Annotated in this window: 2 protein-coding genes; both read right to left on the bottom strand. The window is 61.1% G+C overall.

Features of this window, described 5'->3' with window-relative positions; genetic code table 11:
• Window positions 1-350 (bottom strand): hydantoinase B/oxoprolinase family protein (locus tag ACFHWW_RS34155; protein ID WP_379943811.1); only part of this gene is annotated, 350 nt, incomplete at its 3' end.
• A 14-nt stretch (window positions 351-364) separates the two neighbouring features.
• A partial coding sequence (locus ACFHWW_RS34150) for a hypothetical protein (protein WP_379943809.1) occupies window positions 365-547 on the bottom strand: 183 nt, incomplete at its 5' end.

Here is a 547-nt window from a genome sequence, read left to right as displayed (position 1 = left end):
GCGACGATCAGGTCGGCATGGTGCGTACCGCCCGTATAGGGGCAGTGGTTGAAGAAGATGTCGCCCTGCTTGACGTCGTGGAAGAGCTCGGTGATCGGACGCGTCGCCAGATCCATCGACATGACGTGGATCGGCAGCGCATCCTCGACCGTCACCAGCTTGTGGTCATAGGTCAGGATCGCGCAGGAGAAGTCACGCGCATTCTTGATGACGGCCGAGCGGCTGGCGCGCATGACGACGAGCGTCATTTCGCGGACGATCGCCTCGAAGCGGCTTTTCAGGACCGACATCAGGAAGGGATCGACGCGGCGCGTGGCGGCGGTGAGGTCGGAAGAGATTTTTCCATCCATGATGATATTCCTTCTCAGGCGACGGTGACGACGAGGTTGCCGTAACGATCGACTTCGCCGTTGTGATTGGGCTTGAGGTAAGCGGTGAAGGTCGGCGCATCGACGATGCACGGGCCATCGACCGCAGCGCCGTCTCCCATCGTGTTGAGATCGTAGACCGGGATCGCTTCCGCGGCGCGGCTCTCGTGATTGTAGAC

The sequence above is a fragment of the Sinorhizobium sp. P24N7 genome (genome assembly GCF_042436655.1).
Taxonomy (GTDB): Bacteria; Pseudomonadota; Alphaproteobacteria; order Rhizobiales; family Rhizobiaceae; genus Sinorhizobium; species Sinorhizobium meliloti_A.
This window is presented reverse-complemented; position numbering and strand designations above follow the sequence as displayed.